Raw genomic sequence first — 23649 nt, 5'->3', positions numbered from 1 at the left:
ATCCCGGGGCTTTTCGTTTCAATTCGTGGTGGAGCCAAGGAGGATCGAACTCCTGACCTCGTCGATGCGAACGACGCGCTCTCCCAGCTGAGCTATGGCCCCACAGTGGAACTGAGTCTATCCAACTGCCCGATGCTTGCCAAGCCCGCACGTGCGGACAGAAAGTGGGGCATCGACGCGCCTGCGCAGCCACCGCTGGGAAAATTCGATGGAACCTTACCGCCCGATTTCCTGTGACCTGCACGACCATCTGGAGATCGCCTGCCTGCGCCGCCTTCGCCTGCGGGTGGAGCTGGCCGATGGCACGCAGGTGGAGGGGCGCGCGCTGACCACCCTGAGTACAGCGGCCAAGGAAGAATTCCTGCGCCTGGAATGCGCCGATGGCGTGCGTGACCTTCGGCTGGATCACCTGCACGCGATCAGCGCGCTGGACGACGGGAGCGTTTTTGGGCGGGTCGTCCTCTCGTGTTGACCCTCCGGTGATGTAACCGCTTACACGCCCAATGCGCGACAAATCAATCGCTTGGATGCTGAGAGATGGCGCAAATTTAGCCAGCCCGGGGCTAAAGAGGACCACTTCGGTGCCGATAAAAGTGTGACGCCCAACGCGTTCCCCCTTCCTATCAAGTGCCTCTCGATGACGACTTCTGCCGCCACCGGTTCCACGCTGTCCATCTCCTCCCGTCTGGCGATCCTGCTTGCGGCCATCACTGCCGCGGCCTTCGTGCTGCTGGCCCTGCTGATCTACCGGCAGACCGCCGCCAGCTACCAGACGCGCGTGCAGGCCGGGCTGGATACCTCGGCCAGCCTGATGCGGGATTCGGTGGCGCTGTACGACCGCAGCCTCAGCCAGAGCACCGCGCACATGGCCGAACTGTTCCGTGCCTCGCTGCCGGCCGGCGATGCCGCCGTGGACACCGCGCGCAGCGTGGAGGTGGCCGGCCAGGTCGCTCCGCAACTGATGTTCGGGGGCAGCCCGCTGGCGCTGGATGACGCGGCGGTGGATCGTTTTGCCGCCTCTACCGGCGGTGTGGCCACGGTGTTCGTGCGCGATGGTGATGACTTCGTGCGGGTGGCGACCTCGCTGCGCAATTCTGCCGGTGAACGCGTGCTGGGCACCAGGCTGGACCATGCCCACCTGGCGTATTCGAAGATCATCGCCGGCGAAGCCTTCAGTGGCCCGGCGCACCTGTTCGGCACCGATTACATGACCCACTACATGCCGCTGAAGGATGCGGCCGGTGCGGTGGTCGGCATCGCCTTCGTCGGCCAGGACCAGTCGGCCGGGCTGGCCGCGCTGAAGGCCAGCCTGCGTGATTCCACGCTGGGCAAGGACGGCTACTTCATGGCCATCGATACGCGCCCGGGCGAGGGCTTCGGCAAGGTGATCGCCGCACCCGCCGGTGAAGGCGGCAGGATCAGCGAGCGCGTGGTCGCCGAAGACCTGCCATTGCTGCAGGCGCTGCTGGAAGGACGCCGGGCATCGGCCACGCTGCAGGTGCGCAGCGCCGATGGCAAGGACACCCGCGGCTACTTCGTTTCCGCGCAGGCGCATGCGCCGTGGCGCTGGATGGTGCTGGGCATGGAGCCGGTGTCGGTGCTGCAGGACGTGCTGCGCACGCTGCTGCTGCAGATCGCCGGCATTTCCGCACTGGCCCTGCTGGCGGTGATCGGCGCGACCGTGCTGGCCATGCGCCGGTTGCTGGCCCGTCCCCTGCAGCAGGCCGAACAGGTGGCCCTGGACGTGGCAGCGGGCCGGCTGGACCGCGAGATCCCGCAGCGTCGCCCGGATGAAGTGGGGCGCCTGCTTTCGTCCATGCGGCAGATGCAGTCGACCCTGCGCAGCGTTACCGCCGCACAGGACCGGATGGCCCAGCACCACGCCGAAGGCACCATCAGCCACCGCATCGATGCCGACGCATTCCAGGGTGCATTCCGCAGCATGGTGGAAGGCACCAACGCGCTGGTGGATGCCCACGTGCGCACCACGCTGGAGATGGTCGAGCTGGTACAGGAGTACGCCACCGGTGACCTGTCGGCGTCGATGCAGGAACTGCCCGGCGAGAAGGCCCGGATCAGTGCGTCGGTCAACGGCGTGCGCGCCCGCCTGCAGGCCATCAACGGCGAGATCAAGCGTCTGGTCGCGGCTGCTGCAGCCGGCGATTTCAGCGCGCGCGGTGACGCTGAAGCATTCGACAACGATTTCCGGCTCATGGTGGAAGGACTGAACACCCTGATGACCACGGCCGACCACAACCTGGCGGCGCTGTCCGACCTGCTGCGCAACCTGGCGCGGGGCGACCTGCGCAGCCGTATCGAAGGCGATTTCCAAGGCGTGTTCGCCGAAATGCGCGATGACGCCAACCAGACCGTGACCAGCCTGGGCACGATCATCGCCGGCATCCAGCGCTCGGCCGATGGTGTGTCGGCGGCGGCGGCGGAAATCGCCTCGGCCAGCGAAGACCTGTCACGCCGGACCGAACAGCAGGCAGCGAACCTGGAAGAGTCGGCCGCATCGATGGAAGAAATGACCGCAGCGGTGCGCCAGAGCGCGGACCACGCGGTACGCGCAGACAAGCTGGCGGTGCAGGCCACCGGCGTGGCATCCCGGGGCGGTGACGCGGTGGCCGAGGTGGAGCGCACCATGCGCCTTATCGAAGCGTCCTCGCGGCGCATCGCCGACATCACCACGGTGATCGATGGCATCGCCTTCCAGACGAATATCCTTGCGCTGAACGCGGCGGTGGAAGCGGCCCGCGCCGGTGAGGAAGGGCGTGGTTTTGCCGTGGTCGCCAGTGAAGTCCGCACGCTGGCGCAGCGCTCGGCGCAGGCGGCGCGCGAGATCAAGGGGCTGATCGACGAATCGGTGGAGCAGGTCGGCACCGGCAGTGCGCTGGCAGCGCAGGCCGGCGAGACCATCCAGCAGGTGGTAACCGCGGTGGGCGAACTGGGTGAGGCGATCGGTGGCATTGCGTCGGCATCGCGCGAGCAGGCCGCCGGCATCGAACTGGTCAACCAGAGCATCGTGCAGATGGACGGAGTCACCCAGCAGAACGCGGCGCTGGTGGAGGAAACCTCGGCCTCGGCGCAGTCGATGACCGCCCAGGCCACGTCGCTGCGCGAAGCCGCAGCGCGCTTCGTGCTGGCGCGTGGGACGGTGGTGGCGGCGTAACCAGGGCGGTACGCGGGAGGGGCTGCCACGGGATTGAAACGTGGCCGCCATACTGTGCGCCTGCGCGCTTTGATTTCCTCATCCGCCCGGCTCGCGCAGGCCGCACGGACGCTCCTTCGAGTCCCGTACATGCATCTGAACCACCGAATCTTCCGTCGTCATCCGTTGGCGCTGGCATGCGCCGCATTGTCCGTGGGCCTGGTCGCCCCGGCCTTCGCGCAGCAGGCCGCCACCCCGACCAGCGCCACTGCGCTGGATGCCATCACCGTGACCGCCGAACGCCGCGAGCAGAACCTGCAGGACGTGCCGGTGTCGGTCGGCGTGGTGCAGGGCGAGCAGCTGCGCGACTACACCGCCGGCGGCGATGACACCCTGTTGGCGCTGTCCGGCCGAGTGCCGGGCTTCTATGCCGAGACCACCACCGGGCGCATCTTCCCGCGCTTCTACATCCGTGGCCTTGGCAACATCGATTTCTACCTGGGTGCCTCCCAGCCGGTGTCCATCATCCAGGACGACGTGGTGCTGGAACACGTGGTGCTGAAGTCAAACCCGGTCTTCGACGTGGACCAGATCGAGGTGCTGCGTGGACCGCAGGGCACGCTGTTCGGTCGCAACACCACCGCCGGCATCGTCAAGTTCGACAGCATCAAGCCGAGCCAGGACGCCAGCGGCCGGGTCAATGCCAGCTACGGAACCAACAACAGCGTCGCCGTGGATGCCGGCCTGGGCGGCCCGATCAACGAGGTGGCGGCGTTCCGCGTGTCTGCGCTGTACCAGCATCGCGATGATTACGTGGACAACACCTACGCCGGCGCCAGCGCCGATGGCACGATGGCGCCGCGCAAGGATGCGATGGGTGGCTTCGACGATCGCAACGTGCGCGCGCAGCTGCTGCTGACCCCCACCGAAAACCTCTCGGTGCTGGCCTCGGCGCATGCGCGGGACTACGAAGGAACCTCCACGCTGTTCCTGCGCGGCGGCATGGTCAAGGGCTCCAACCAGCCGATCGCCGCGCGCGACCGCGTAGCCTACGACGAGGCCGCCAACAACCCGCAGGCCTACAAGACCTACGGTGGCTCGCTCAAGGCGACCTATGATTTCGGCGCGGTGGAACTGACCTCGATCACTGCTTACGAGACCACGTCCGGCTACAGCCGCGGTGACACCGATGGCGGCGCGGCCGCCAACTTCCCGCTCAATGGCGTGCCCAATGGCTTCGGCCAGTCGATGGGCCAGGTGCGCGATCTCGACCAGTGGACCCAGGAAGTGCGCCTGGCCAGCATGGGCGATGATCGCTTGAGCTGGCAGGCAGGCCTGTTCTACTTCGATGGCCGCGATATCACCGACTTCTACCAGCGCGGCTGGTTCCTGCAGGGCGCCGCGCGCAATCCCAACAACTGGGTGCGCCTGCGCAATACCAATACCTCTGTCGCCGGCTTCGGCCAGCTGAGCTACAAGGCCACCGACCAGCTGACGCTGACCGCGGGCCTTCGCCAGACCCGCGACGAGAAGCGCACCCGCCTGCTGAAGACCGCCGACACCGCAGCCGGTGCGGTGACCTACCGTGGCCGCACCGACGTGGAGATGAGCGACACCACGCCGAGCTGGGACCTGAGCGCGATGTACCAGATCAACGACCAGGTGGGCGTCTATGCCAAGGTCGCGCGTGGCTTCCGCGGACCGACCATCCAGGGCCGCTCGGCGGTGTTCAACTCAGACTTCACCACGGCCGATTCGGAGACGATCCTGTCCTGGGAAGCCGGCGTCAAAAGCACGCTGTGGGACAATCGCCTGCGCTTGAACGCGACGGCCTTCACCTACCAGGTCAACGACATCCAGCTCAACGGCAACGATTCGGATGGCAATGGGGTGCTGTTCAATGCGGACAAGGCACGCGCCTACGGCCTGGAGGCGGACATGGAACTGCGCCCGGTTCCGAACCTGACCCTGAGTGCGGGCGTGAGCCTGCTGCACAGCGAAATCCAGGATGACCGGGTGTACGCACAGGTGTGTGCGCTGAACGGCGTGGTGGTATGCAGCGTGAACGACCCGACCATCAAGGTCGGTGCCAACACCTTCGCGCAGATCGACGGCAATCCGCTGCCGAACGCGCCGAAGTACGGTATCAACCTGGCGGCCCGCTACGATTTCCCGGTGAGCGACGCTGGCACGGTATTCGTGTCGACTGACTGGAACAAGCAGGGCTATACCAGCTTCGTGCTGTACGACACGGCCGAATTCAACTCCAAGGGTGATTTCGAAGGCGGCCTGAAACTTGGCTACTCCGGCGGCTACGGCGCCTACGAAGTGGCACTGTTCGCGCGCAACATCACCAATGAAAAGAACCTCAAGGGCGTGATCGAGAACTACATGGCAGCGGTGTACAACGAACCGCGCACCGTGGGTGTTTCGCTGAACATGAACTGGTAACGCGGCATCGGTAGTGACGGCCGCTGGCCGTCATTGCCTGCTGCGGTGGGTGGCGCTCGCTTAGTGGGTGACGACCGTTGGTCGTCACCGCTTAGGATCTGGCGCGGAGAGCGTGACGACCAACGGTCGTCACCCACCAGTGGAGCGGTCGTCACCCACCAGCGGGGTAGTCGTCACCCACCAGTGGGGTAGTCGTCACCCACCGGGGATCGTCCGTCAGGGCAGCAGCGGCTGCAGCTTCGGCTCCAGCACCTGCTGCCGCCAGCCGGCCAGCGGGGCCGGCCAGATGCGGCTTCCCAGGTAGCTTTCCAGGTGCTTGCGCGAAGCCAGCACGCCATCGGGCAGGCCCAGTGACTGGCTCACCTGCGCTACCGCTTCCTGCAGCTTCTTCAACGCCTGCTTGTTGGCATCGGTAGCCTGCAGCAGCTGCGGCGCATCGGCTTCATCGTCCAACGGCGTGGTCAACGCCTGCCACACCGCCCCTGCCAGCTTGCGCGGGGCCTTCGGGAACTGGTCGAACACCTTGCCCAGCGCCGCTTCGTCCACCGGCGGGACGCGGGCGAGGGTAGCGGCCAGTTCGTTGTCCAGGATCCAGCTGCGCGGGCGGTCGCTGGCACGTGCCTGCTGGTCTCGCCAGCGCAGCAGGCGCAGCAGCCGGCGCTGCGCCGGTGCATCCAGGAACTGCGCCGAGCGCATGCCCAGGTGTGGCCAGCGCTCTTCGTCATGCTCCACGCTGGCCAGCAGGCGCTCGGCATCGTCGGCCAGCCACTGCTGGCGATCCTGCGCTTCCAGCTTCGCCACGATGGCATCGTGCAGTGCGAACAGGTGCTCGACGTCGTCGGCGGCATACTGCAGCTGCGCATCCGACAGCGGCCTGCGCATCCAGTCCGAGCGCGTTTCACCCTTCGCCAGTGCCACGCCGGTGATTTCCTGCACCAGCTTCTGGTAGCCCATGCCGCCGCCGATTCCCGCCAGCGAAGCGCCGATCTGGGTATCGAACAGTGGCCGCGGCAGCACGCCGCAGGTGTGTTTGAACGCCACCAGGTCTTCGCTTGCGCTGTGCATCACCTTGATGATGGTGGTATCGGTCAGCCACGGCGCCAGTGCCTCGGGCACGCCCGGGATCAGCGGATCGATCAGCAGGACTTCGTCGCCGACGGCCATCTGCACCAGGGCCAGTTGCGGCCAGAAGGTGCGCTCGCGGATGAACTCGGTGTCCAGGCCGATGCGGGAGGGACGCAGCTGTTGCCGCGCCTGCAGTTCTGCGGGGGTGTTGATCCAGATTGCCACGGGGCGTTCGACTTCTCGCGTTTGCTCAGGAAGGGGAGAATAGCCTAACGTCGGCCCGCACCCCCGGCCTGAAGGAGTTGGTTTTGCGTCTGCCGCGCCCGTACCTGCTGTTGCCCGCCCTGTGCCTGCTGGGGGTGACCGGCTGCGGTGAGCCGTCGCCGGCGCCACGCGCGCCCGCTGCCACAGCGGCCGAGCCGGCGCCGCGCGCGCAGGATGCCCAGGCCGGTGGCGAAGCCACGGTGACCATCGGCGGCCAGGACGAAGCCGAAACGGTGCAGCGCTGGACGCCGCCGCCGGTGACCATCGACCCTGCCGAGCGCGCCGATGCGCGCCGCCGGGCCGAGCAGGCCCAGCGTGAGGGCCAGCTGTTTGAAACCAGCGAGTCGGCCATTCCGCTGTGGCTGGCCCTGCTGGAGCAGGATCGGCAGGATCGTCGCGCCCGCGATGGCCTGCAGCGCGCGCAGCGGCAACTGCTGGTGCAGGCCAGGACCTTGCTGGCACAACCGCAGCAGCAGCGCATGGCACTGGCCGAAGCGGCCCAGATCGCACTGGTACTGCTGACCATTGCCCCGGACAGCGAGCAGGCGCGTGCGTTGCAGCGGCAGGTGGAAGTGGCCCAGCGCACGGTGGCGTTCAACCGTGCCGGCGAAGACGACCTGCGCGCCGGGCGGATCGGCGAGGATGGCGACGGCGCTCTGGTCAACTTCCGCGAAGCGCTCGCCCTGGACCCCGACAACATGCGTGCGCGACAGGGCCTGGCAGCAGCCGAAAGTGGTCTGATCGGACGGGCCGAGATCGCCGCACGGGCCGGGGATTTCGCCGCCGCAGGCACCTGGCTGGCCGAAGCCAGCAAGGTGCGCGATGCCGCCACGACCATCGCCGATGCCTTCGAGCGGATCGAGGCGATCCGTGCAGCTACCCTGGCCACGCTGCGTGCGCAGGGGCTGCGGGATCTGGCCACCCCACAGGGCCTGAAGGCGGCCGGCGAGAAGCTGGAGCAGGCCATGCGCATCGCCCTGCCGGGCAATGCGGACGTGGCGCTGTTGCGCGAGCGCATCGAGCTGGCCACGCATTACGGCAGCTTCCGCCCCGGCCAGGTGTTCAGTGATCCGCTGCGCGATGGCGGACGCGGACCCCGGATGAAAGTGGTGCCGCATGGTGGCTTCCAGATGGGCGCCGGGCTGCACGAACCCGGTGCCAGCGACGCCGAGCGACCATCCCATTACGTGCGCTTCGAGCGCGGCTTCGCGATGGCGATGACCGAGATCACGGTGGCCGATTTCGCCCGTTTCGTGAAGGCCGCCAATGCCCGCCCGCGGGCTACCCGGCGAGGCCATTCCATTGTCTATGACGAGCGCAGCGGCAACTTCATCCGCCGCAGCGGGGTCGACTGGCAATCGGACTACGACGGCGGCCGTGCGCTGGCCAACCAGCCGGTGATGCATGTCAGCGTGCGTGACGCCGAAGCCTATGCGAACTGGCTGTCAGAGCAGACCGGGCGCTCCTACCGGCTGCCGAGCGAGGCCGAGTTCGAATACGCGGCGCGCGCGGGGGCGTCGGGCCGTTATCCCTGGGGCGAGGCCGGGGTGCCGCCGCCGGACTCGGGCAACTTCACCGGCAGCCTGGACGTTTCGCCCACCGGGCGGCGTTGGGCCAACGCCTTCATCGGCTACGGCGACGGTTACTGGGGCGCCGCGCCGGTGGGGATGTTCAAGCCCAATGCCTGGGGCCTGCATGACATGGGCGGCAACCTCAGCGAATGGGTCGCCGACTGCTGGCACGCCAGTTACCGGCGTGCGCCGTCCGATGGCGCGGCCTGGTTCAATCCGGGCTGCCGCGCGCGGGTGATCCGCGGTGGCAACTGGGCCAATGCCCCCGAACAGACCCGCGCGGCATGGCGGCAATCGCAGGATTCGGACACCACCAGCGGGCGGATCGGCTTCCGGCTTGTGCGCGGCATCTGAGCTGCACGCCATCTGGGCTAGGATGAGCCGTTACCCGCCGGCCCCGGCGGGCCTGGCCAGGACGCATGTCGATGCGCAACGATCCGTTCTCCCGTTCTCCTCAGCAGGGCCCGCGCCGCGGCGGCCTGTTCGGCAATGTCCGTTGGCTGGTGCTGCTGGCCTTCGCCGGCTACGCCGCGTTCTACTGGTTTTCCAACCGGTCGGTGGATCCATACACCGGCGAGTCGGTGCTGATCGACAGCACCCTGGACGTGGATCAGGAAAAGGCGCTGGGCCTGCAGGCCTACCAGGAGATCCTGGCGCAGGAGCGGCCGCTGGACCCGAATGCGCAGGTGTCGCGCGACGTGCGTGAGATCGCCCAGCGGCTGATTGCCAAGGTCGACGTGGTGGAAACCGCGCTGGCTGAAGAACATGGGCTGAAGCCGGGACATTTCTCGCGCGGGTTCGATTGGGAAGTCAACGTGATCCAGTCCGACCAGGCCAATGCGTTCTGCCTGCCGGGCGGCAAGATGGCGGTGTATACCGGGCTGGTGCCGGTGGCGCAGACGCGCGATGCGATGGCCGTGGTGATGGGGCATGAAATCGCCCATGCGTTGTTGCGCCATGGTGCGCAGCGCATGGCCCAGCAGAAGCTGACCCAGATCGGCCAGATGGCCGGTGCGGCCAGTGGCATGGACCCACAACAGCAGCAGATGGTGATGGCGGCGATGGGCTACGGCTACCTGCTGCCGTATGCGCGCGGCCATGAAACGCAGGCCGATGAAGTGGGCCTGATGCTGGCTGCGGCGGCGTGTTTTGATCCGCGCGAGGCGGTGCCGCTGTGGGAGCGCATGGGCCAGGCCAGCGGCGGGCAGTCGCAGCCGGAGTTCTCTTCAACCCATCCCAATCCGGGCACGCGCATCCAGAACCTGCAGGCGTTGATGCCCAAGGCGATGCAATACCGCCAGCGGTTCTGCGAGCAGGCGCGGCAGTAGGGCGGAGGACGGCCAGCGGCCGTCAGGACCGGGTGCGTGTGACCTGCAGGTCGATGACCCCATCGCCGACCTTGGCCTGCAGTGCGTCGCCGGGTTGGACCTGGCTCACGCTGCGGACCAGTTGGCCATCGTCGGTGCGGGTCAGGATGCTGTAGCCACGGGCCACCGTCGCCAGCGGGCTGACCGCTTCCATGGAACGGGCCAGTCCACGCAGGCGCAGCGCGTCGTTCTGCAGTTGGCGCTGTATTGCGGCCTGCGGGCGACCGCGCAGGGCCAGCAGGCGGCGCTGCAGGCCTTCCAGCTGGCGCTGCGGATGGAACCCGCGCAGCACTGCCGCCGCATGCCGCAGGCGCGCCGTACGTTGCTGCCCCTGCTGCTGGCGTACCGCCTGCAGGCGCCGGCCGAGGTCGGCATGGCGCCGTTGCAGCAGCTGCAGCCGGGCCTGTGGGCTGCAGGCATTGAGCCGCAGCAGCAGGCGGTCCGCGCGCTGCATCGCCTGGCCCAGCGCATGCCGGTGCAGCTGCTGCAGGCGCGCTGCGTCACGCCGCAGGCGGCGGGCCAGGTCCTGCTGGTCGGGCACCAGCAGTTCGGCGGCCACCGACGGGGTCGGCGCGCGCAGGTCTGCTGCGAAGTCAGTGAGGCTGAAGTCGGTTTCGTGACCCACCGCGGACACTACCGGCGTGCGGCTGCCGGCCACCGCGCGGGTCAACCCTTCATCGTTGAACGCCCACAGGTCTTCCAGCGAGCCGCCACCGCGGGTCAGCAGGATCACGTCGTAGCGGCCGCTGGCGTCGGCGGCCTGCAGCAGGCGGGTGATCTGCGGCGCCGCCGAATCGCCCTGCACCAGCGACGGCAGCAGGTCGACCTCGAGCAGCGGGAAGCGCCGGGCGAACACGCTCAATACGTCGCGCACCGCCGCGCCGGTAGGCGAGGTGATCACCGCCAGGCGCTGAACGTGGGCGGGCAGCGGGCGCTTGCGCGCCGGGTCGAACAGGCCTTCGGCTTCCAGTCGTGCCTTCAGCTCCTCGAAGGCGCGGCGCAGGGCCCCTTCGCCGGCTTCTTCCATGTGGTCGATCACCATCTGGTACTCGCCACGTGCGTCGTACAGCGTGACCCGGCCGCGCACCAGCACGCGCATGCCCTCGCGGGGCACGAAGCGCAGCGTGGACGCCTTCATCCGGAACATCGCCGCGCGCAGCTGTGCGCGTGCGTCCTTCAGGGTGAAGTACATATGGCCTGACGAGGGACGCGCCACGCTGCCGAGTTCGGCCTCCACCCAGATGGCCGGGAAACTGCCTTCCAGCAGGTCACGCGCCAGCGTGTTGAGCTGGCTGGGAGTGAGGACATCGATGCTGCGCTGCTGCATGGGCACTCAACGGGTCTTTCTGGATCAGGCCACCATGGTCGCACGTCGGACGCGGGCGATCACGCCGCGCCGTGCTGCCCCAGCGCCCATTGCACGTGTTCGCGCACCAGCGCCGAATCGTGCGTGCTGCGGGTAGCCAGCGCCTCCACCACCTGCGGTGAGGTCGGTGCGTTGCCCAGCGCCACGGCGATGTTGCGCAGCCAGCGCTCATGGCCACTGCGGCGGATCGGGCTGCCTTCGGTGCGCTGCAGGAACTCCGCTTCGTCCCAGCTGAACAACTCGTCCAGGCGCGCGCGGTCCAGGTTGTTGCGTGCGCGGAAATCGGCTTCGTCGGTGCGCTTTGCAAACTTGTTCCAGGGGCACACCAGCTGGCAGTCATCGCAGCCGTAGATGCGGTTGCCGATAAGCGGTCGCATCGGCTCGGGGATGGCACCGTCGTGTTCGATGGTCAGGTAGGAAATACAGCGCCGCGCATCCAGCCGCTGTGGAGCGATGATGGCCTGGGTGGGGCACACCTCGATGCAGCGGGTGCAGGTGCCGCAGTGCGCGCTGGCAGGCTGGTCGATCGGCAGCGGCAGGTCGATGTAGATCTCGCCAAGGAAAAACCAGGAGCCGCCGTGGCGATCGATCAGGCAGGTGTGCTTGCCGATCCAGCCCAGGCCGGCATCGCGGCCGAGCGCGCGTTCCAGCACCGGCGCGGAGTCGACGAACACGCGGAAACCCAGCGGCGCCACTTCATCGCTGATCTGCGCGGCCAGCTTCTGCAGCCGGTTGCGCATCAGCTTGTGGTAATCGCGGCCCAGCGCGTAGCGCGCGACGTAGGCACGCCCCGGATCGGCCAGCGTGGCCCAGGCTTCGGTGTCGTCCTTGTGGCTGTAGTCCATGCCCAGCGAGATCACCCGCACGGTGCCGGGCAGCAGTTCGGCTGGCCGCGCGCGCAGCGTGCCGTGCCGCGCCATCCAGTCCATCGTGCCGTACAGGCCCTGGCCCAGCCAGTCCGCCAGGTGCGCCTCGTCTTCGGCCAGGTCCACCCCGGCGATGCCGCAGCGCTGGAAGCCATGCGCACGCGCCAGGGCGCGGATGCGCTGGACGGCGAGCGCCGGATCCAGGCCGGCGGGCAGGGGGGGGGAATCGGGATGCATGCCCGCAAGTATAGAATCCCTGCATGCTGGACCCTTCTGCTCTGTTCGATTCCGCTGCCGCCCGTTCATTGGATGCGCGCGCTTCCGCGCTGGCCGGTGATGGCGGCTGGTCGTTGATGGCTGCCGCCGGCAAGGCCGCGTGGCAGTGCCTGCTGCAGCATTGGCCCGATGCCCGGCACATCGCGGTGGTGGTGGGGGCGGGCAACAATGGCGGCGATGGCTGCGTGCTGGCCCTGCATGCGCTGCAGGCCGGCCGCCAGGTCAGCGTGCTGACCCTGCCGGGCACATCGCCGTCCACCGCGCTGAGTACCCGTGCCGCCGCCGAGCTGGCGCGCGCCGGTGGATGCAGCACCCCATTCGATGGGCACCTGCCCGGCGCCGATGTGATTGTCGATGCGCTGTTCGGGCTGGGCCTGCGGCAGGCGCCGCGCGCTTCGGCGCAGGCGGTCATCGAAGCGATCAACGCGCAGGCTGCGCCCGTATTCGCGCTGGATGTGCCCAGTGGCATCGACGCCGACCGCGGCAGTGCGCCGGGTGCGGTGGTGCGCGCCACGCTGACGCTGCAGTTCATCGTGGCCCATCGCGGACTGCATACCGGCGAGGGACTGGAACATGCCGGCCAGTGCGAGCTGGCGACCTTGCCGCTGCCAGCAGATGCATGGGGCGGTGTGCACGCGGCCGCCGACTACTGGCAGCGCGACCGCCTGCCTGGATTGTTGCCGCCGCGTCGCCGCAACGCCCACAAAGGAACCTCCGGACATGTGCTGTGCGTGGGCGGCAACCATGGCAGCGGCGGTGCCCTGCTGATGACAGCGCACGCGGCGCTGCGGGCCGGTGCCGGCCTGGCCAGCCTGGCTACGCGCGGCGAACATATCGGCGCGGCGCTGGCACGGCTGCCCGAAGCGATGAGCCACGCGGTGGACTGCAACGCGGACCTGCAGGCGCTGCTGCAGCGGGCCAGCGTCGTCGCCATCGGGCCGGGGCTGGGGCAGGACGACTGGGCGCAGGCACTGTGGCGTGATGCCCGCGACAGCGGCAAGCCGCTGGTGGTCGACGCCGATGCGCTGAACCTGCTGGCGCGCGATCCGCAGGCCCTCCCGCAGGCGATCCTCACCCCGCATCCCGGCGAGGCCGCGCGACTGCTGCAGACCACCACCGCTGCGGTGCAGGCCGACCGCTTCGCCGCGGCCACTGCACTGGCCGAGCGCTTCCATGCGGTAGTGGTGTTGAAGGGTGCGGGCAGCCTGGTGGCGGCGCCGGACGGGCATACCGCCGTAATCGGCGCGGGCAATCCCGGCATGGCGGTCGGCGGCATGGGCGACCTGCTCACGGGCATCATTGCCGCCCTGCATGCGCAGGGTCTGGCGCCGTTCGAGGCCGCGGCCGGCGGCGCCCTGCTGCACGGGCTGGCCGGCGATGTCGCTGCTGCCGACGGCCAGCGCGGCCTGCTTCCCACCGACCTGCTGGCGCCGTTGCGCCGGCTCTGCAATCCGGATCCTGTCCATGCTTGAACTGCATCTCCCCACTCCCGAGCACACCGACCTGCTGGGCCAGGCGCTGGCGGCGACCCGCCCGGCGCAGGCATTGCTTGAACTGCAGGGTGACCTGGGCGCGGGTAAATCGACCACCGCACGCGCGCTGTTGCGTGCGCTGGGCGTGACCGGTGCCATCCGCAGTCCCACCTATACGCTGGTGGAACGCTACCCGCTGGCCGACGGCAGCGAGGCCTGGCACATGGACCTGTACCGGATCGGTGGAGCGGCCGAACTGGACTTCCTGGGCCTGGACGAGGGCACCGCCTCGCTGTGGCTGGTGGAATGGCCGGAGCGCGGGGCAGGAGCCTTGCCGCCGACGGATCTGCGGCTCGAACTGGAAATGGCCGGCCAAGGCCGACGCGCCAGTCTCATTCCATTGAGCGATTCCGGTGAAGCCTGGGTGAAGCGACTGCATGAAGCTGGCGAGTTAGCTTCGCTTTCTGTATATCGACCGTAACAAACTGATGAAAGTTACGGATTATTAAGGGAAAAGGTTTGCAATCTGTTCAGCGCAGTGATTGAATCCTGAGCCATGCGCTTACCCTTCCGAACTCTTGCTCTCTGTGCTGCTGCCGGACTCGCCCTGGCGGGTGCCGACGCGTGGGCGGGTGAGATCAACCAGGTGCGCCTGGATACCGGTGCGACCGGCACCCGCGCCGAGATTTCGCTGGCCGGTTCTGGTGGCTACAAGACCATCGCGCTGTCCGGTCCGAACCGCCTTGTCGTGGATTTTCCAGACTCCTCGGCAGTGCGCGGACTGAAGCTGCCGGCCGCGCAGGGCGTGGTCACGGCGGTGCGTACCGGCCAGCCGGTGCCGGGCACCTTCCGCGTCGTGTTCGACCTTGCCGACAACGTGGCCCCGTTCAAGCCGCAGATGCAGCAGCAGGCTGGGCAGTCAAAGCTGGTCATTGAATGGCCTGGCGATGCGCCGGCCGCGGCAGCCCGCATGTCACCGCCTGCGAGCGCGCCGATCCCTGCGGCAGCTACGGCAGCGGCCACCCCGCCGCCGGCCACGGCAGTGAACGCCGCGCAGACCCGCAGCGATGCCGCGCGGGCCACCGCGCTGCTCACCGCACAGGTCCAGCAGCAGGCCACGGCTGCCGCCGTTGCGCCCGCAGCACCGGCAACGCTGCCCAGCACCACCACGGCCACCGTTGCCGGAACCGGCGCCGGTACCGACGCCGCCACGCCTTCGCCGGCCGCCATCCTGGCCGGCCAGCCGACCCCGGCGCCGGTGCGTACCACCATCGCCGGCACCATGCCGACCCGTACCGGCGCTGCGGCCGCTCCTTCAGGCGCTACCTCGCAGCCGCCGGAAACCGCGCCGGTCGCGCCGCGTCCGAGCATGCCCAGCGACGTGGCGCGTGTGAGCATGAAGCCGGGCATGCGTCCGCTGGTGGTGGCCATCGATCCCGGCCATGGCGGCCAGGATCCGGGTGCCGTGGGCCCCAGCGGCAAGCGTGAGAAAGACATCACCCTGGCCGTTGGACGCGAGCTTGCCCGCCAGGTCAACGCGATGCCGGGCCTGAAGGCCTACATGACGCGCGACAGCGACGTGTTCATTCCGCTGCCCATGCGCGCACAGAAAGCGCGTGCGGCGAAGGCGGACATCTTCATTTCGATCCACGCCGATGCCGCGGAAAACCGCGCTGCGCGAGGCTCGTCGGTGTACGTGCTGTCCACCAAGGGCGCCTCATCGCAGCGCGCCCGCTGGCTGGCGGACAAGGAAAACGCGGCCGACCTGATCGGCGGCGTCAGCCTGCAGCGCACCGAGGGCACGCTGGCCAACGTGCTGTTGGACCTGGCGCAGAGCGGTTACATGAAGGCCTCCGAAGATGCTGCCAGCCATGTGCTGGGCGGACTGAAGCGGATCGGCAACAACCACAAGCCGAACATCGAACGGGCGAACTTCGCGGTGCTGCGCACCTCGGACATGCCGGCGATGCTGGTGGAAACCGCCTTCATCTCCAATCCGGATGAGGAGCGCCGCCTGATGGATCCGGCGTACCAGCGCAAGATCGCCGCCGCCGTGCTGGATGGCGTCAATGTGTTCTTTACCCGTCAGCCGCCCCCGGGAACCCTGTACGCCGCGCGTGCGCAGGCGGAGATGGAAGCGGCCAGCACCGTGGCCGGCGGCAGCAAGTAGCCGCGGTAGCGCCGAGCCATGCTCGGCGAGCGCAGCGGCGAAGCGGTGACGACCAACGGTCGTCACCCACAGCGGCCGTCACTACCGGCGCGCGGCGCGGCCGGAGCCGCCCATCCGCTATCATCGGCGGATGAAGTCAGCCTCTGTTTCCCACTCCATCCGCACTGTGCTCCACGCCTGCTGGCGGGCAGGCGCATGAGCGCTACCATCCGTCCGCTGCCGGAGATCCTGATCAACCAGATCGCCGCCGGCGAAGTCGTCGAGCGGCCGGCTTCGGTGGTCAAGGAACTGGTCGAGAACGCGATCGATGCCGGTGCCACCCGCGTCGATATCGAACTGGAAGAAGGCGGCGTGCGCCTGATCCGGATCCGCGACAACGGCAGTGGCATCGCTGCCGAGCAGTTGCCGCTGGCGGTGTCCCGCCACGCCACCAGCAAGATCGCCAGCCTGGACGACCTCGAAGCGGTGGCTACGCTTGGCTTCCGGGGTGAGGCCCTGCCGTCCATTGCCTCCGTCAGCCGCTTCACGCTCGCCTCCCGGCGCGCGCAGGACGAGCACGGCTCGGCGCTGCAGATCGAAGGCGGAAAGCTGGGCGAAGTGCTGCCGCGCGCGCATGCGCCGGGCACCACCGTTGAAGTCCGCGAACTGTTCTACAACGTGCCGGCGCGGCGCAAGTTCCTGCGCGCCGAGCGTACCGAACTGGGGCACATCGAAGAATGGCTGCGCTCGCTGGCGCTGGCTCGCCCGGATGTGGAACTGCGCGTTTCGCACAATGGCAAAGCCTCGCGCCGCTACAAACCCGGCGACCTCTACTCGGATGCGCGCCTGGGGGAAACGCTGGGCGAGGATTTCGCCAACCAGGCCGTGCGCGTGGACCACAGCGGCGCCGGACTGCGCCTGCACGGCTGGATCGCACAGCCGCACTATTCGCGCGCCAGCACCGATCAGCAGTACCTGTACGTCAATGGCCGCTCGGTGCGTGATCGCAGCGTGGCGCACGCAGTGAAGATGGCTTACGGCGACGTGTTGTTCCATGGCCGGCAGCCGGCGTATGTGCTGTTCCTGGAACTGGATCCGACGCGGGTGGATGTCAACGTGCACCCGGCCAAACACGAGGTGCGCTTCCGCGACTCGCGCCTCGTGCATGACTTCGTCTACCGCACCCTGAAGGACGCACTGGCCGATACCCGCGCCGGCATGGCCGCACATGAGATCGGCGCCGGTGTCGAAGCGCAGGCCCTTCCGCAGGCGGCGACGCCATGGTCCAGCGGCCAGCCGGGCAGCGGAGGCGGTGGCGGAGGCTACGGTAACTGGGGCGCGCAGCAATCGCCGCTGGGCCTGCAGGTGGCCGATGCGCCGGCGGCCTACGCCGCGCTGTACGCCGGGCCTGCCGGCAGCCAGCAATCGCTGCCGCCGATGCCGTCCGAACGTGGGTTGCCGGTGACCAGCGCCGATGCCGGGGTGCCACCGCTGGGCTACGCGGTGGCACAGCTGCATGGCATCTACATACTGGCCGAAAATGCCGAAGGCCTGATCGTGGTGGACATGCACGCCGCGCATGAGCGCATCGGCTACGAACGGCTGAAGAATGCCCACGATGGCATCGGCCTGCATGCGCAGCCACTGCTGGTACCGATCACCCTGGCGGTGGGCGAACGCGAGGCCGACACCGCCGAACGCGAAGCGGAGACCTTGACCGCACTGGGCTTCGAGGTGACCCGTGCCGGCCCCGGCGCACTGCATGTACGCAGCATCCCGGCGCTGCTCGCCAACGCCGAGCCGGAAGGCCTGCTGCGCGACGTACTGGGCGACCTGCGCGAACACGGCCAGTCGCGGCGCGTGGCCACCGCGCGCGATGAACTGCTGTCCACCATGGCCTGCCACGGCGCGGTGCGCGCCAACCGGCGATTGACGGTGCCCGAAATGAACGCGCTGCTGCGCGACATGGAAATCACCGAACGCTCCGGCCAGTGCAACCACGGGCGCCCGACCTGGGCACGTTTTTCGCTGGCGGAGATCGACCGCTGGTTCCTGCGCGGACGGTGAAGGGGATGATCATGGGGAAGGGGTACAGCAGCGCCGGACTGATGCTGGCACTGGCGATGAGCGGCTGTGGTGGCAAGGCACCCGCAGCGGCGCCTGCCGTGCAGGAAGATCCGGCCTTCGCACGGCAACAGCAGCAGTGGCGGATGCAGCGCTATCAGGAGCTGACCGCGCCGGATGGCTGGACCGCGCTGGTCGGCCTGCATTGGCTGGAGCACAAGGCGCATTACATCGGGCGTGGGCCGGGCAGTGGCATCCGCCTGGCCGCAGGGCCGGACAAGCTGGGCATGGTCAGCCGACAGGGGCAGCGCTGGTCGTTCACTCCCGAACGCGGCGTGCCGCTGAGCGTGGACGGGGCGGCGGTGACCGGACCGATCGCGTTCAACAGCGACCACGACCCGCAGCCCACCCGCATCGCCTTCGATGACGGCAAGGGGCAGCTCAGCCTGCTGCAGCGCGGACAGCGCTTCGCGCTGCGCATCAAGCATGCCGACGCCACCTCGCGCAGCGGATTCACCGGGCTGGACTACTGGCCGGGAGGACCGCAGTGGCAGGTGCGCGCGCGTTTCCTGCCGCACCCGGCCGGGAAGACGCTGCCGATCGTGGATATCACCGGCCTGACCACCGCCATGCCCAACGCCGGGCTGGTGGAGTTCCAGCATGACGGCACGACCTACCGGATCGAGGCCATCGCCGAGCCCGGTGCGCCGTTGTTCCTGATCTTCGCTGACCGCACCAGCGGCCACGGCAGCTACCCGGCCGGACGCTACCTGGACACCGACCCGCCCGGCGCCGACGGCCATGTGCTGGTGGATTTCAACCACGCCTACAATCCTCCCTGCGCGTTCACTCCGTTCGCGACCTGCCCGCTGGCACCGCCGGAAAACCGGCTGGACCTGCGCATCGAGGCCGGCGAACGCGCCTACCACCCGCCCAAGGAAAGTGCGCCATGAAGCGTTCCGTCTCCCGCTGGATGATCGCCCCGCTGCTGCTGCTCGCTGCGGCCTTCAGCACCATCGCGGCAACGCCGGTGGCCGCGCCCAAGCCGGCGGCCACGCGCGCCGCACCGGTGCCGCTGCTGTGGAAGGTAACCGGCGCCGGTGATGCCCGCGTCTATCTGCTGGGCTCGTTCCACCTGCTGCGACCGGAGGATTACCCGCTGGCCGCCGAGGCTGAAAACGCCTTCGACGCAGCGCAGCGCGTGGTGTTCGAACTGTCGGCGCAGGACATGGAATCACCGGAGCTGGCCGGCAGGATGGTGCAGGCGGCAATGCGCACCGATGGCAGCGAACTGCGCCGTGACCTCGGCGATGCCACCTGGGCCAGGCTGCAGGATTACGCCACGAAGAATCCGCTGCCGCTGGCGCAGATGCAGGGTCTCAAGCCGTGGTTCGTCGGCCTGAGCATCAGCATCGCGCAGATGCAGAAAATGGGGCTGGACCCCGCGCTCGGGCTGGACAAACACTTCATGGACCGGGCCGCCAAGGCGGGAAAACCGATCCTTGGCCTGGAAACCATCGATACACAGATCGGCGTGCTGGCCGGCATGAGCATCGCCGAACAGCGGCAGATGGTGGAAGAAGCGCTGGAACAATCCGACAAGGGCGATGCCGAGATCCGCGCGCTGCACGATGCGTGGCGGCGCGGCGACGACGTGCTGATGTGGAACCGCATGGCGGTGGACATGAAGCGGCAGTATCCGCAGCTCTATCAGCGCATCAACAGCGACCGCAACGATGCCTGGCTGCCGAAGCTGGAGCCGCACCTGCAGGCCGGGCAGGGCGGCACGCTGGTGGTGGTGGGCGCGCTGCACCTGCTGGGCAGCGATGGCGTGGTGGAGAAGCTGAAGGCCAAGGGCTACAAGGTGGAGCGGGTGCGCGCCAAGCGCTGAGCGCCGGCTGCTGGTGCGGTAACGAAAAACGGCGCGTCCGCAAGGGCGCGCCGTTCTGCATCAGGCCAGCGGCCGCGCCGGGATCAGCGCGTGCGGCCCTTGCCGCCGGTGCCGCCGGCGGTTTCGGTCGGCTTGTGCGCAGCGCCGGGACCGGTGCCCGAACGCGGCGCGGCACCGCCCGGCGCGCTGCCCGGCCGCGGACCGGTCCCGGTGGAGGTGCCGCCCGGGCGCGGCCCGAAGCCACTTCCCATGCTGCGCTGGAACTCCTGCCACAGCTCCATGTTGCGTTCTGTCAGCTGGTTCATCATCGCCCACGGCGTCTGCCCGAGCAGGTTGCCCATCTGCTGCCGGAACTGCTGCTGCTGGTCCAGGAACACCTGCATGCTGCGCTCCAGGTAGTTGCCCATGAAGCCCTGCAGGGAATCGCCATAGAAGCGGATCAGCTGGCTGAGCAGCTGGGTGGAGAGCATCGGCTCGCCGTCCTGTTCCTGGTCGGCGATGATCTGCAGCAGGACCGAGCGGGTCAGGTCATCGCCGCTCTTGGCGTCGCGGACCTCGAAGTCTTCGCCGTCCAGGATCAACTGGCGCACATCCTCTATCGTGATGTAGCTGGAGATCTCGGTGTCGTACAGACGGCGGTTGGGATACTTCTTGATGATGCGGGTAGCAGCCATGAAGCAAGCACTCGTCACAGTAGACGCCCAGCATGGCGCAGCGCAGCACCCGTTGCAACGCCCGGAAGCCCTTGTGGCGGGCCCTGCGGGGCCGATCATGTTGCGCAGCAAGGCTTTTCATGTTGCGCAGCATTTTCGTTGCGGTTCGGCCTGTCGGGCCCCGCGCGTGCGGCGAGCGCCACACTGCGCGGGCAGTCAGGGCGGTGGTCACCAGCCCATGTGGTGGCCGCCGTTGATGTCCAGGTTGCTGCCGGTGATCCAGGCCGCTTCGTCGTTGACCAGGAAGGACACGCCGTAAGCGATTTCCTCCGGCTTTCCGAGCCGCCCGGTCGGGATATCGGCGATGATCTTGGCGCGTACTTCCTCCGGCACCGCCATGACCATGTCGGTGGCCACGTAACCCGGGGAAATGGTGTTGACGGTGATCCCGAAGCCAGCATTCTCGCGTGCCAGGGAGATGGTGAAGCCGTGCATGCCGGCCTTGGCCGCCGCATAGTTGGCCTGCCCGTACTGGCCCTTCAGGCCGTTGATCGAGCTGATCTGGATCACCCGCCCCCAGCCGCGGCGGCGCATGCCCTCGATCACCGGACGGGTCACGTTGAAGACCGAGTTGAGGTTGGTGTTGATCACCTCATGCCATTGCTCGGCGCGCATCCGATGGAAGGTGGTGTCGCGGGTGATGCCGGCGTTGTTGACCAGGATCTCCACCGGTCCCAGCTCGGCTTCCACGGCACGCACCATCGCCTCGGCACTTTCCGTGCTGGACACATCGCCAGGGAAGATCGCGATCGCCAGGCCGCGAGCTGCCATGGCCTGCTGCCAGGCCAGCGCCTTGGCGTGGTCACGGTAGTTGGTGGCAACCCGGTGACCCTGGTCGGCCAGGCGTTGGCAGATGGCGGTACCGATGCCGCCGGTGCCGCCGGTGACCAGTGCGACGCGTGGAGTCATGCTGCGTTTCCGTAAACGTGGGGGGAAGGGGGATTCTGCAACATCACGGGCTGCTGTGCGCCTGCCGCGATGAAATGTCATGCAGGGGCACCCTGCTGCGATCAAATGCCGCCGCAGCCCGTTGCAGCAGGTCGGCATGCGTGGCCGCGCCGGCCAGTGCAGCGGCGGGCTGTCCCAGCAGTTGCCAGAGCTGCCGCAGCACGGCCATCGGGTCGCCTTCGTGCACCGTCTGCGCCGCTTCGGACTTGGACAGTTTTCGGCCGTCGGCACCCAGCAACAGCGGCAGGTGGCCATAGGTGGGGGTGGGCAGCCCGAGTGCCCGCTGCAGCAGGATCTGACGCGCGGTCGAATCGAGCAGGTCCGCCCCGCGCACCACCTCGGTGATGCCCTGCGCGGCATCGTCCACCACCACGGCCATCTGATACGCCCAGCAGCCATCGGCGCGGCGCAGGACGAAATCACCGACATCGGCATGGATGTCCTGCTGCTGTGGGCCACGCAGCATGTCCTCGAACGACACCACGCTGGCGGGTGCTACGCGAAGGCGGATGGCAGGATCCGGGCGCGCATGGCGTGCAACGCAGCGGTGGTGGATGCCGCCGCTGGCAGCCAGCTCACTCCGGCTGCAATGGCAGGCGAACGCCTGGCCGCTGGCCAGCAGGGCATCCAGCGCGTGTTGGTAGGCGTCCTCGCGCTGGCTCTGCCACAGCACCGGGCCATCCGGGTGCAGGCCCAGGTGGCGCAGCAGGGCGAGCTGTGACTGCGCTGCACCGGGGACGGTGCGCGGCGGATCCACGTCCTCCACGCGCAGCAGCCAGCGCCCGCGCTGGTGACGGGCGGACAGCCAACTCGCGAAGGCGGCGAGCAGGGAGCCAGCGTGCAGCGGACCGGTGGGCGAGGGCGCGAACCGGCCGCAATGAATGGGGGGCGTCATGCTGGCTGAATCGTCGGTCAGGTTGGCGCTTGAATTCAAGCTGAAGTCACCGCAGATTTAGCAACGTTACCCTCTCCAGAGCCAACTTTCCCCATGTTCAGTCGCATAGCCCTGTTCCTTCTTACCAACCTTGCGGTGCTGGTCCTCGCCGGTATCGTGATGTCGGTGCTGGGGGTCAATCCCGGCCAGATGAGCGGCCTGCTGGTCATGGCGGCGATCTTTGGTTTCGGTGGCTCTTTCATCTCGCTGCTGCTGTCCAAGTGGATGGCCAAGCGTTCCACCGGCGCGGTGGTGATCACCGAGCCGCGGAACGATACCGAGCGCTGGTTGCTGAAGACCGTTGAGCGCCAGGCGCGCGAAGCGGGTATCGGCATGCCGGAGGTCGCGGTGTACGACGGCCCGGAAATCAACGCATTCGCCACCGGTGCCAACCGCAACAAGGCGCTGGTCGCGGTGTCCACCGGCCTGCTGCACCACATGAGCGAAGACGAGGCCGAAGCGGTGCTGGGCCATGAAATCGCCCACGTCGCCAACGGCGACATGATCACCATGGCGCTGCTGCAGGGCGTGCTCAATACCTTCGTCATCGTGCTGGCCCGGGTGGTTGGCGGGGTGATCGACAGTGCTATGTCCGGCAACCGCGAAGGCGGCGGGCGGGGTATCGGTTATTTCGTGATCGTGTTCGTGTTGGAAATGGTGTTCGGCATCTTCGCCACCATGATCGCGATGTGGTTCTCGCGCCACCGTGAGTTCCGCGCTGATACCGGCGGTGCGCAGCTTGCCGGGCGGCAGAAGATGATCGCCGCGCTGGAGCGGCTGAAGGTCAACCATGGGCAGAGCACGCTGCCGAGCCAGGTCGCTGCGTTCGGTATTGCCGGCGGCATGGGGCAGGGCCTGCGCAAGCTGATGATGAGCCATCCGCCGCTGGATGAGCGGATTGCCGCGCTGCGTTCTTCTACGGCGGTCTGAATCCGGTTGGTCGAACGGGTGGGACCCCCTCGCGGGTGGCTCCAGTGCAACAGCCTTGGTCTGGGCCGGGCGGTGGGGCTGGTCGGGGGACGGCAAAAGCTGCGTCCATGCGGGCCTCGTTTCGCGCCATCCATGGCGCTCAACGCCCCCCCCCCCCCCCCCCCCCCCCCC

17 protein-coding genes, 1 tRNA gene and 1 pseudogene are annotated in these 23649 nt (G+C 68.2%); 12 read left to right on the top strand and 7 right to left on the bottom strand.

Annotation, left to right across the window (positions count from 1 at the left end):
* Nucleotides 1-26: 26 nt before the first annotated feature.
* Nucleotides 27-102, bottom strand: a tRNA-Ala gene (locus ACI2JH_RS08190).
* A gap of 106 nt (nt 103-208) precedes the next feature.
* Between ACI2JH_RS08190 and ACI2JH_RS08185 the strand changes: the two genes are divergently transcribed.
* The 3 genes from ACI2JH_RS08185 (at nt 209) to ACI2JH_RS08175 (ending at nt 5602) form a co-directional block, all read left to right on the top strand.
* A complete protein-coding gene (locus ACI2JH_RS08185; protein ID WP_404735916.1) occupies nt 209-472 on the top strand; it encodes a Rho-binding antiterminator in 264 nt (87 codons plus the stop codon).
* Between the two features lie 165 nt (nt 473-637).
* Nucleotides 638-3172 carry a Cache 3/Cache 2 fusion domain-containing protein gene (locus ACI2JH_RS08180; RefSeq protein ID WP_404735915.1) on the top strand — a complete coding sequence of 845 codons (2535 nt, stop codon included), beginning with the start codon at nt 638-640 and terminating at the stop codon, nt 3170-3172.
* Nucleotides 3173-3301: 129 nt separating this feature from the next.
* Nucleotides 3302-5602 (top strand): TonB-dependent receptor domain-containing protein, encoded by a 2301-nt coding sequence (locus tag ACI2JH_RS08175; RefSeq protein ID WP_404735914.1) that lies wholly within the window; start codon nt 3302-3304, stop codon nt 5600-5602.
* 216 nt (nt 5603-5818) lie between these two features.
* Here the strand turns inward: ACI2JH_RS08175 and rnd are convergent, their stop codons facing one another.
* Nucleotides 5819-6892 (bottom strand): ribonuclease D, encoded by a 1074-nt coding sequence (gene rnd, locus ACI2JH_RS08170; protein WP_404735913.1) that lies wholly within the window; start codon nt 6890-6892, stop codon nt 5819-5821.
* A gap of 83 nt (nt 6893-6975) precedes the next feature.
* Here rnd and ACI2JH_RS08165 point away from each other — a divergent pair, with 83 nt between their 5' ends.
* Together ACI2JH_RS08165 and ACI2JH_RS08160 are read left to right on the top strand one after the other, a co-directional pair.
* Nucleotides 6976-8856 (top strand): SUMF1/EgtB/PvdO family nonheme iron enzyme, encoded by a 1881-nt coding sequence (locus tag ACI2JH_RS08165; RefSeq protein WP_404735912.1) that lies wholly within the window; start codon nt 6976-6978, stop codon nt 8854-8856.
* A gap of 71 nt (nt 8857-8927) precedes the next feature.
* Nucleotides 8928-9830 (top strand): M48 family metallopeptidase, encoded by a 903-nt coding sequence (locus ACI2JH_RS08160; RefSeq protein ID WP_404736007.1) that lies wholly within the window; start codon nt 8928-8930, stop codon nt 9828-9830.
* A 22-nt stretch (nt 9831-9852) separates the two neighbouring features.
* Here ACI2JH_RS08160 and xseA read toward each other — a convergent pair whose 3' ends face one another.
* Together xseA and queG are read right to left on the bottom strand one after the other, a co-directional pair.
* Nucleotides 9853-11196 carry an exodeoxyribonuclease VII large subunit gene (xseA, locus tag ACI2JH_RS08155; RefSeq protein ID WP_404735911.1) on the bottom strand — a complete coding sequence of 448 codons (1344 nt, stop codon included), beginning with the start codon at nt 11194-11196 and terminating at the stop codon, nt 9853-9855.
* A 59-nt stretch (nt 11197-11255) separates the two neighbouring features.
* Nucleotides 11256-12338 (bottom strand): tRNA epoxyqueuosine(34) reductase QueG, encoded by a 1083-nt coding sequence (gene queG / locus ACI2JH_RS08150; RefSeq protein WP_101100760.1) that lies wholly within the window; start codon nt 12336-12338, stop codon nt 11256-11258.
* Between the two features lie 23 nt (nt 12339-12361).
* On the opposite strand from queG, the gene ACI2JH_RS08145 reads away from it, so the two are divergent.
* From ACI2JH_RS08145 to ACI2JH_RS08120, 6 genes are all read left to right on the top strand, one after another.
* Entirely contained in the window at nt 12362-13849 is a 1488-nt protein-coding gene (locus tag ACI2JH_RS08145) for an NAD(P)H-hydrate dehydratase (protein WP_404735910.1), read from the top strand.
* Nucleotides 13842-14330, top strand: coding sequence for a tRNA (adenosine(37)-N6)-threonylcarbamoyltransferase complex ATPase subunit type 1 TsaE (tsaE, locus tag ACI2JH_RS08140; RefSeq protein WP_349999720.1), 489 nt, complete (start codon nt 13842-13844; stop codon nt 14328-14330). Before ACI2JH_RS08145 ends, tsaE begins: the two co-directional genes overlap by 8 nt.
* Nucleotides 14331-14405: 75 nt before the next feature.
* Nucleotides 14406-16019: an N-acetylmuramoyl-L-alanine amidase gene (locus tag ACI2JH_RS08135; protein WP_404735909.1), complete on the top strand. Its 1614-nt coding sequence runs from the start codon at nt 14406-14408 to the stop codon at nt 16017-16019.
* Nucleotides 16020-16214: 195 nt separating this feature from the next.
* Nucleotides 16215-18065 (top strand): DNA mismatch repair endonuclease MutL, encoded by a 1851-nt coding sequence (gene mutL / locus ACI2JH_RS08130; protein WP_404735908.1) that lies wholly within the window; start codon nt 16215-16217, stop codon nt 18063-18065.
* Nucleotides 18066-18076: 11 nt separating this feature from the next.
* Nucleotides 18077-19015, top strand: a complete 939-nt coding sequence (locus ACI2JH_RS08125) for a DUF1684 domain-containing protein (protein ID WP_182656715.1) — start codon at nt 18077-18079, stop codon at nt 19013-19015.
* Entirely contained in the window at nt 19012-19953 is a 942-nt protein-coding gene (locus tag ACI2JH_RS08120) for a TraB/GumN family protein (RefSeq protein ID WP_404735907.1), read from the top strand. The genes ACI2JH_RS08125 and ACI2JH_RS08120 overlap by 4 nt, the downstream gene beginning before the upstream one ends.
* Before the next feature lie 83 nt (nt 19954-20036).
* Here ACI2JH_RS08120 and phaR read toward each other — a convergent pair whose 3' ends face one another.
* From phaR to gluQRS, 3 genes and pseudogenes are all read right to left on the bottom strand, one after another.
* Nucleotides 20037-20627: a polyhydroxyalkanoate synthesis repressor PhaR gene (phaR, locus tag ACI2JH_RS08115; RefSeq protein ID WP_191771720.1), complete on the bottom strand. Its 591-nt coding sequence runs from the start codon at nt 20625-20627 to the stop codon at nt 20037-20039.
* Between the two features lie 207 nt (nt 20628-20834).
* Nucleotides 20835-21575 carry a beta-ketoacyl-ACP reductase gene (locus ACI2JH_RS08110; RefSeq protein WP_404735906.1) on the bottom strand — a complete coding sequence of 247 codons (741 nt, stop codon included), beginning with the start codon at nt 21573-21575 and terminating at the stop codon, nt 20835-20837.
* Nucleotides 21572-22509 (bottom strand): annotated as a pseudogene (gene gluQRS / locus ACI2JH_RS08105) (tRNA glutamyl-Q(34) synthetase GluQRS). The gene ACI2JH_RS08110 and the pseudogene gluQRS overlap by 4 nt, the downstream one beginning before the upstream one ends.
* 93 nt (nt 22510-22602) lie before the next feature.
* Between gluQRS and htpX the strand changes: the two are divergent.
* A complete protein-coding gene (gene htpX / locus ACI2JH_RS08100) occupies nt 22603-23478 on the top strand; it encodes a protease HtpX (protein ID WP_101100769.1) in 876 nt (291 codons plus the stop codon).
* The last annotated feature ends 171 nt before the right edge of the window (nt 23479-23649 follow it).

The sequence above is a fragment of the Stenotrophomonas sp. NPDC078853 genome (assembly GCF_044901215.1).
GTDB classification, from domain to species: Bacteria; Pseudomonadota; Gammaproteobacteria; order Xanthomonadales; family Xanthomonadaceae; genus Stenotrophomonas; species Stenotrophomonas lacuserhaii.
Note: the sequence above shows the minus strand (reverse complement) of the source record. Positions and strands in the feature narration are given on the sequence as shown.